Origin of the sequence: Thermococcus sp., from assembly GCF_027066465.1 — an archaeon.
Taxonomy (GTDB): Archaea; Methanobacteriota_B; Thermococci; order Thermococcales; family Thermococcaceae; genus Thermococcus.
Genome location: NZ_JAMONU010000163.1, coordinates 1 through 7,144, shown reverse-complemented (window position 1 = coordinate 7,144; position 7,144 = coordinate 1). Strand labels below are relative to the sequence as shown.

The following is a 7,144-nucleotide window of genomic DNA, read 5'->3' as shown; positions in this document are numbered from 1 at the left end:
AGGACTGGCAAAGTTCATGCCGATAACAGCCCTCACAGCCCTCATTGGAGCACTTTCAATAGCGGGAATGCCGCCGCTGAACGGTTTCGTAAGCAAATGGATGATATACGTCTCAACACTTCCAACCTCAACGGTTCTCTCCCTCTTCGGGGCCTTCGCGCTGTTCATAAGCTCGGTAACCACCGCTTCATTCGTCAAATACTTCACGACGATATTCACAAGGCCTCCCCTGGAGAGCATTGAGGTTAAAGAAGTGCCTCCAACGATGTGGATTCCGCAGGGAATACTAGCGTTCATCTGTTTCGTCTTCGGAATCTATCCCAAACTGCCGCTCAGCCTTATATCAAAAGCTCTAACGTTCCTGGGCGTTAAAGCTCCGGCGCTGAAAACGTTCCCCGGGGTCGTTGTCCCCAACACCGGAAACATCGAACCGCTGGCGATTTTCATTGTCCTCCTGTCTCTTGGAATGGCACTACTGGCTGTAACATACTCCAAGATTGCCCTGCCGGTCTGGACAACCGGAACGAGAAAGTCACTCGCCATGCGCCTCCCGGCGAGTTCCTACTATGCTTCCTTTGAGGAGGAGTTCGAAGAGGTCTACTCCCTTGGCGAGTGGACACAGAAAGTGGTGAGCTCGATCTGGAAAGCCACCAGAAAACTCGCGGTTCTGTACGAGGTGCGCTCATATCAAGCCGACCTGATGATGGTGGCCTCCGCCGTAACCCTCCTGGTAATGGTTCTGATACTTGGAGGTGTGTCACTATGAGTCTCGCGGGATGCATTGTAAACGTAATATTTGCGGTCATCTTTGCCCCGCTTTTAGATGGTCTCGAAAGAAAAATCAAGGCCAAACTTCAGACGCGCCAGGGGCCACCTTTGGTTCAGACATGGCTTGACCTGATAAAGCTCTTCAGAAGGCCATCGACAACCCCATCCGAGTCAGTGGGATGGCTCTTCCGTCTTGGGCCTCCCATAGCACTCGCCTCGATACTCACGGCTTTCTTCTTCGTTCCAGCTATCCTGCCAGACTCAATGAGGTTCTGGGGGGACATCATAGCATTCCTCTACCTGATGACACTCGGTACCGTTGCCGTGACCCTGGGAGGCTTCTCAAGTGGAAACCCCTACGCTCAAATAGGATCCCACAGGGAGATATCCCTTTTCATGGCCGAGGAGTTTTCACTGGCCTTTATCATAGCGGCTTTGGCGGTCTCGGCCAAAAGCTTCACGCTCTCAAACCTCTTCCCCCTCCCGTTCAAAGCTTCCTCCCTTATCGGCGCACTGCTCTTCGTTGTGCTCGTGTACGTGGCCGGGGCAAGGGTTCCGTTTGATGTCGCGGAGGCAGAGCCTGAAATCGTGGAGGGGCCCCTAATCGAGTACAGTGGAAGGCAGCTTGCACTCCTAAAGCTCTCAATATATACGAAGAGACTTCTCCTGTTCACGGTCTTTCTGAACTTTTTCCTCAGGGGAACTTCAGCTATCAGGGCCACTTATTACGTGATAGGCCTGATTGTTTTATCGGTGATCTACTCCACAATAGAGGCCTCCTGCGGGAGATTCAGGACGAAGGACGCAGTGAGGTTTCTCAAGAGGTTTTCAATTCTCGGTGCCTTATGCTGGTTGTTAGCTGTGATGGGGTGGTAAAAATGGTGGTTGAGGTACTGAAAGGATGCAAGATACTGCGGCACGATGACAGGGTAACGGTCGCGGAGGTAAGTCCCGAGAGAGCTAGGGAAATAGCTAAGGGCCTGTTCAACGCCGGCTGTTACTACTCTTGTGGAATGGGGGTTGATGAGAGACCTGTCAATATGAGGTTCGCAATGTACCACGTCTTCAACTGCGAGGCCGAGAGGAGGCACGTAATTCTCAAGTTGACAACTCCCACCAATGAGCTCACACTGCCATCGATAACTCCTGTGATAGAGGGAGCCAGCTGGTCAGAGAGAGAAGCTATGGATATGCTGGGAATCATTTTTGATGGCCATCCAGAGCCGGAAAGACTCATCCTGCCTGAAGATTGGCCTGAAGGAGTATACCCTCTGAGAAAGGACTTTCCGTACAACAAGAAGCTCCCTCCAGCCAAACCAAAGGAGGGAAGGAAGAAACCCAGGCCCGATATCATCGAAGTGCCTCTCGGGCCTTATCACCCAACTCTCCACGAGCCGGAGTACTTCGAGCTCTACGTAAAAGGGGACAAAATCGTTGATGCAAAATACAGGGGATTCCATATTCACAGAGGCATGGAAAAACTCGCAGAAAGCAGAATGACCCTCAACCAAGTACCATTCCTGGCCGAGAGAATATGCGGCATCTGCGGCTGCACGCACTCGACTGCTTACTGTCAAGCCGTTGAGGATGCCGCAGGTATCTACGTTCCAGAGCGCGCAAGGTACATCAGAACAATAATGCTTGAAATTGAGAGGCTTCACAGTCACCTCCTCTGGTTTGGAGTTGCCTGTCATCTCCTTGGCTTTGACAGCGGTTTCATGCACCTCTGGAGGGCCAGGGAGTACATTATGGACATAGCGGAGCTAATAACTGGCAACAGGAAAACCTACGGAATAAACATTATCGGTGGCGTTAGGAGGGATATCCCGGAGAAAAAAAAGAGAAAGGTTCTGGAGCTCCTCGACCTCGCAGAAAAGGACAGCAGAGAAATCCTCGACAACGTTGTCAAGATGGGGGAGCTCAAAGAAAGGATGGAGAACGTCGGTGTTCTTCCGAAAAAGAAAGGCAGGGAAATAGGTGTTGTTGGACCGGTTGCGAGGGCATCAGGAATAGACACGGACGTCAGGAGGGACCATCCGTACGCGGCATACGGCGACCTTGACTTTGAGGTTCCCGTTTACAAAGGTGAAGACGTTCTCTCACGGTTCCTCGTGAGATACGACGAAACTTTCCAGAGCTTCAGTATGATAAAACAGGCACTGGACAACATGCCGGAAGGAGAGCTCATAAACGAGGACTACGAGATACCAAGCTTCAAGCTTGGCCTTGGCGTCACCGAAGCTCCCAGGGGAGAGGACGTGCACCTTGTAATAACGTGGGGCGAGAACAAGGTCTACCGCTGGCATCCGAGGGCCTCAACCTACAACAACCTGCCCGCGATTCCCATCATGCTCAGGGGCAATGACATCGCGGACGCTCCCATAATCATAGCCTCAATAGACCCGTGCTTCTCATGCACAGACCACGTCTCCATAATAGACTCAGAAAACGGTAGAGTCCTGTGGAGAGGTTCTCTGGAGGAAGGAATCAGGAGGGTGGGCAATGGGAAGGCTTAAACTCATTTCTAAAGCCCTCTCCATAGGCAAGGTCACGGAGAAGTATCCCTTTGCGCCGATTGAGGTGCCGGAGGACTACCGGGGAAAGCCCGTGATAGATGGAGAGAAGTGCATCGGTTGCGGCGCCTGTGCAAACGCCTGCCCGCCCCAAGCAATCCAAGTCTACGACGACGTTGAGAGAGGAGTGAGGGTTGTGCACCTCTTCCTAGGGAGGTGTATATTCTGCGCCCGCTGTCAGGATGTCTGTCCTGTAGGGGCAATAAAGCTGACGAAGGAGTTTGAGCTGGCAACTCCAGACCATGATGACCTCCATCAGGTGGTCGAGCTCAAACTCGTCCGTTGCAGCAAGTGCGGGAAACCGTTCGATACCTACAGGCACCTGATACAGGTGGCGGAGAACGTTCCCCCCTGGGAGAGGGAGTTGCTCCTTCTGTGCCCCGAGTGCCGGATGGAGAAGACCTCAGAATGGAGGCTCTGGGGGTGTAGAAAATGATAAAGAGAAGCCTCTGGGTCTTCCACCTCAACTCAGGCTCGTGCAATGGATGCGACATAGAAGTTCTCAACATGTTCGCACCAAGAAACGACGTCGAGAGGCTTGGGATAAAGCTCGTTGGAAGTCCGAGACACGCCGATGCCATAGCGTTCACCGGGCCCATCACGAGGGAGTGCCTTCCCAAAGTCATAGATGCTCTTACAGCCGTTCCCGACCCTAAAGTGGTTCTCGCTATTGGAGCCTGCGCCTGCGGGGGAGGCATCTGGTACGACACGTATTCCGTCATTGGGGGAATTAAAGAGCTTTACAAAATCCTAAAGGAAGAATACAACATCGAACCGCCCGCTACCGTTTTCATCCCTGGTTGTCCGCCGAAACCGGAGGCCATAATCTACGGAGTTGCGCTTGCCAGGGGCATGCTTCAGAAGAAGCAGTTCGCCCAGGTTTACGTCGAGCCTGAAGAGAGCCTCGAAGCCGAGAAATCCAGACTCGAAGCCCTTGTGAGGGAAGCCAAAGGGACAAGACACTTTCTCCCAAAAATAGCCGTGAGGAGGGTCTGAGATGCAGTTCGGCATCCTTACGGTTGTTGAAATCGCCTTCCCACTTTATCTGGCGGCGTTCGTTATATACGCCCTGAGGGCCGTTAGGGGGCCAACGGTTCCGGACATGATTCTCGCAGTTGACTGCATGAGCTTTGACATAGCGGCCTTCATGGCCATTCTGGCCCTCTACTTCAGGAGCACATACCTCATCGGGGGCGCGGTAACGCTGGCGCTCTGGGCGTACCTCCTCGACCTGTACGTGGCGAACCACCTGGCCAGGGGGGAGGTGGGAGCATGAGCGTAGCCTTCCTCCTCGGGGCGTTCCTCGTGGTGCTTGGAGGCATCTGCGACCTTTTCGGTGCAATCGGCCTGCTGAAGTTCCCCAACTTCTACGTCCGCCTTCACGCCGCCACTGTGGGAACGATTGGTGGGGCCGTGGTTCCGCTGTTTGGAGTGAGCATGCTGGCGCTCGGAGCCGGGTTTCCGCACAGGTATGCCGTGGCGGGGGCCAGCTTCATTACCGGCGTTATAGTCCTTCTCGTGGCCCCGGCCGGGGCGACGGCACTGGCCTACGCCGCCCATAGGAGCGGGGTCGTGGAGTGGAAACCGAAGGTCGACCACCTAAGGGAGGCGAGAAAGTGATAGCCGTTCACCTTGCGATACTATCGATAACAGCCCTGATAGGCCTTGTGTTTTCATACCTGGCCATAACCGAGAGGGACCTCCTTAAGGCGGTCGCCTACTCGGCTGTTCAGGCCATAGCCTACGCCATAATCTTCTACCTCCTCATGGCGCCGGACATAGTGCTCGCGTACGTGGCGATAGCGGTTGGGATATACTCGGCCCTTCTGATATTCGTGATAGGGAAAACCGGGAGGTACGAGGTGGTGTGAATGAAACGCCTTGCGGGTTTAATAATCGTTCTCCTTATCGTCCTCACGGTTTCCTGCTACGTTTCCCGTATGGTTCCCCCTCAGAAGAACCTCCATCCCCTCGGCGAGTTCTACCTTCAAAACAGCTACTTCGGAAGGTACTCCGCGAAAAGCCCCGAAGCGGTCACCTCAATAGTCTGGGACTACCGCGGGGTTGACACTCTGTTCGAAACGGCGGTCTTCTTCCTGGCCATAATAGGAAGCCTAACCCTCTTCAGGCTTAACAAGGGACAGGCAGAGGAAGCCAAGAGGGGTGAGCCGAAGCTCGAACTTCCAGGGCCTGTTGCGACGGTAACGAAAGTCACCGTTGCCATGATTCTGGCCGTTTCAGCTTCAATAGCACTCCACGGTCAATTAACACCCGGCGGCGGCTTCCAGGGTGGCTCCGCACTGGCTGTTGCTCCGTTGCTGATAATAGCGGTCTACACCAAGTACGCGCTTGAAAAGAACGGCCTCGACAAGACTAGAGCCATAATAATCCGTTCAATCGGACTGCTCGGAATTGCACTCACTGCCCTAGTCCCACTCCTCCTCGGCGGCTACATCATGCAGAATCAACCCATCTTCCCGGCAAAGGCCCTCGGAGTGCCCCTGGGGGGTTCGCTGGTGTTCTACAACTTCTTCGAGTACCTGGCCGTTGGGGCAGGCTTCACGGCGGTTTTCCTCCTGCTCAGCATTCCAGAGGAAAAGTTCAGAAAATTCCTGGGGGTGAGGCGATGATTCTCCTGCTGTGGAGCTTCACGTTGATTTCCCTCCTCGCGACCCTCGTAATAAGCGTGTACGGTATTGTTGCGAAACCAAACCTTGTGAAAAAGCTGATAGCCCTCACAATCTTCGGAGACACTGCCAACGTTCTCATGGTTCTCCTCGGCTACCGCCTGATATACCCGGTGGTTCCACCAATCCTGCCCAGTCTCTCCAAAACGGCCCTCGGGGAGTTCGTTAAGACGGCCGTTGACCCGCTCCCCCAAGCCTTAGTTCTGACCGCTGTCGTCATCGGAATGGCCGTTAACGTCCTCATAGCGTTTGCAATAGTTCAAGTTCACAGGCTTTACGGAACGGTTGACGCCCGAAAAGTCGGCGAAATGCTCGCGGCTTTCGGGAGGGGGGAGAAATGAGGGGGACGGTCTCAACAACAGTCCTGGTTTTTCTGACGTACATACTCTTTACCGGCTCCCTCACACCCTACGATATCGTCACGGGAGTCATTGCGGCCGCGGTCGTTGGGGCACTCGTGGGGAGGTTCCTCGTCAAAAACGACGCGAAGGCTTTCAGTCCAATCAGATGGGTATGGGGGCTGGCTTATTTCCTCTGGTACTTCCTCGTTGCGGAGGTCAGGGCGCACTTGGACGTTATTCGAAGGATAATCACGGGAAAAGTCGAGCCTGGAATCGTCAGGGTTCCCCTGGGAGTTAAGGACGAATACGCAAGGGCACTCGTCGCCAACTCGATAACCAACACCCCTGGAACCGTTGTTGTTGACGTTGACGGGGATTTTCTATACGTGAACTGGATTAGCGTGGCAACGAAAGACCCGATAGAGGCTAAAAAAGAGATTTGCGAAGACTTTGAACGGTTTGCGAGGAGGATATTTGAGTGAGGTGGTGATAATGAACGTCCTCGGTTTAACCCCCGTAATCCCAATAGTGTTTGCCTTTGCACTGCCGCTCACTTCGATAATCACTGGGGGAAACAGAAAGGTTGCTGGACTTTACGCACTAACGGGAACTGCTCTAACGGCGGTTGCCGCGTTCAAGCTTTTCCAGCTGGCTTACTCTTCAAAAGAACCGTTGATTTACACTTTTGGCGGCTGGACGGCTCCAGTGGGTATAATTTATGAAGTCGACCGGATGAGTGCGTTAATAACCCTCGTGACAGCCTTTCTGATGTTCC

Annotated in this window: 11 protein-coding genes and 1 pseudogene; all 12 read left to right on the top strand. The window is 53.8% G+C overall.

Going from position 1 to position 7,144, the window contains the following annotated elements; translation table 11 throughout:
- On the top strand, positions 1–766 hold a 766-nt coding region (locus tag MVK46_RS07990; RefSeq protein ID WP_297536151.1), incomplete at its 5' end, for a proton-conducting transporter membrane subunit.
- A complete protein-coding gene (locus tag MVK46_RS07985; RefSeq protein ID WP_297536150.1) occupies positions 763–1,644 on the top strand; it encodes an NADH-quinone oxidoreductase subunit H in 882 nt (293 codons plus the stop codon). The genes MVK46_RS07990 and MVK46_RS07985, both read left to right, overlap by 4 nt.
- Positions 1,645–1,646: 2 nt before the next feature.
- Entirely contained in the window at positions 1,647–3,284 is a 1,638-nt protein-coding gene (locus MVK46_RS07980) for an NADH-quinone oxidoreductase subunit C (protein ID WP_297536149.1), read from the top strand.
- The gene (locus MVK46_RS07975; protein WP_297536148.1) at positions 3,271–3,777 is read left to right on the top strand and encodes a 4Fe-4S dicluster domain-containing protein; all 507 of its coding nucleotides are present in this window, start codon (positions 3,271–3,273) and stop codon (positions 3,775–3,777) included. The genes MVK46_RS07980 and MVK46_RS07975 overlap by 14 nt, the downstream gene beginning before the upstream one ends.
- Positions 3,774–4,337, top strand: coding sequence for an NADH:ubiquinone oxidoreductase (locus MVK46_RS07970; protein ID WP_297536147.1), 564 nt, complete (start codon positions 3,774–3,776; stop codon positions 4,335–4,337). Before MVK46_RS07975 ends, MVK46_RS07970 begins: the two co-directional genes overlap by 4 nt.
- Position 4,338: 1 nt before the next feature.
- The gene (locus tag MVK46_RS07965; protein ID WP_297536146.1) at positions 4,339–4,617 is read left to right on the top strand and encodes a monovalent cation/H+ antiporter complex subunit F; all 279 of its coding nucleotides are present in this window, start codon (positions 4,339–4,341) and stop codon (positions 4,615–4,617) included.
- Positions 4,614–4,961: a monovalent cation/H(+) antiporter subunit G gene (gene mnhG, locus MVK46_RS07960; RefSeq protein WP_297536145.1), complete on the top strand. Its 348-nt coding sequence runs from the start codon at positions 4,614–4,616 to the stop codon at positions 4,959–4,961. The genes MVK46_RS07965 and mnhG overlap by 4 nt, the downstream gene beginning before the upstream one ends.
- Positions 4,958–5,212 carry a hydrogenase subunit MbhD domain-containing protein gene (locus tag MVK46_RS07955; RefSeq protein WP_297536143.1) on the top strand — a complete coding sequence of 85 codons (255 nt, stop codon included), beginning with the start codon at positions 4,958–4,960 and terminating at the stop codon, positions 5,210–5,212. The genes mnhG and MVK46_RS07955 overlap by 4 nt, the downstream gene beginning before the upstream one ends.
- Positions 5,213–5,971: an MnhB domain-containing protein gene (locus MVK46_RS07950; protein WP_297536141.1), complete on the top strand. Its 759-nt coding sequence runs from the start codon at positions 5,213–5,215 to the stop codon at positions 5,969–5,971.
- Positions 5,968–6,369: a sodium:proton antiporter gene (locus MVK46_RS07945; protein WP_297536140.1), complete on the top strand. Its 402-nt coding sequence runs from the start codon at positions 5,968–5,970 to the stop codon at positions 6,367–6,369. Before MVK46_RS07950 ends, MVK46_RS07945 begins: the two co-directional genes overlap by 4 nt.
- Positions 6,366–6,851 carry a Na+/H+ antiporter subunit E gene (locus MVK46_RS07940; RefSeq protein ID WP_297536139.1) on the top strand — a complete coding sequence of 162 codons (486 nt, stop codon included), beginning with the start codon at positions 6,366–6,368 and terminating at the stop codon, positions 6,849–6,851. The genes MVK46_RS07945 and MVK46_RS07940 overlap by 4 nt, the downstream gene beginning before the upstream one ends.
- A 10-nt stretch (positions 6,852–6,861) precedes the next feature.
- Positions 6,862–7,144 (top strand): annotated as a pseudogene (locus MVK46_RS07935) (cation:proton antiporter); the annotation flags it as partial.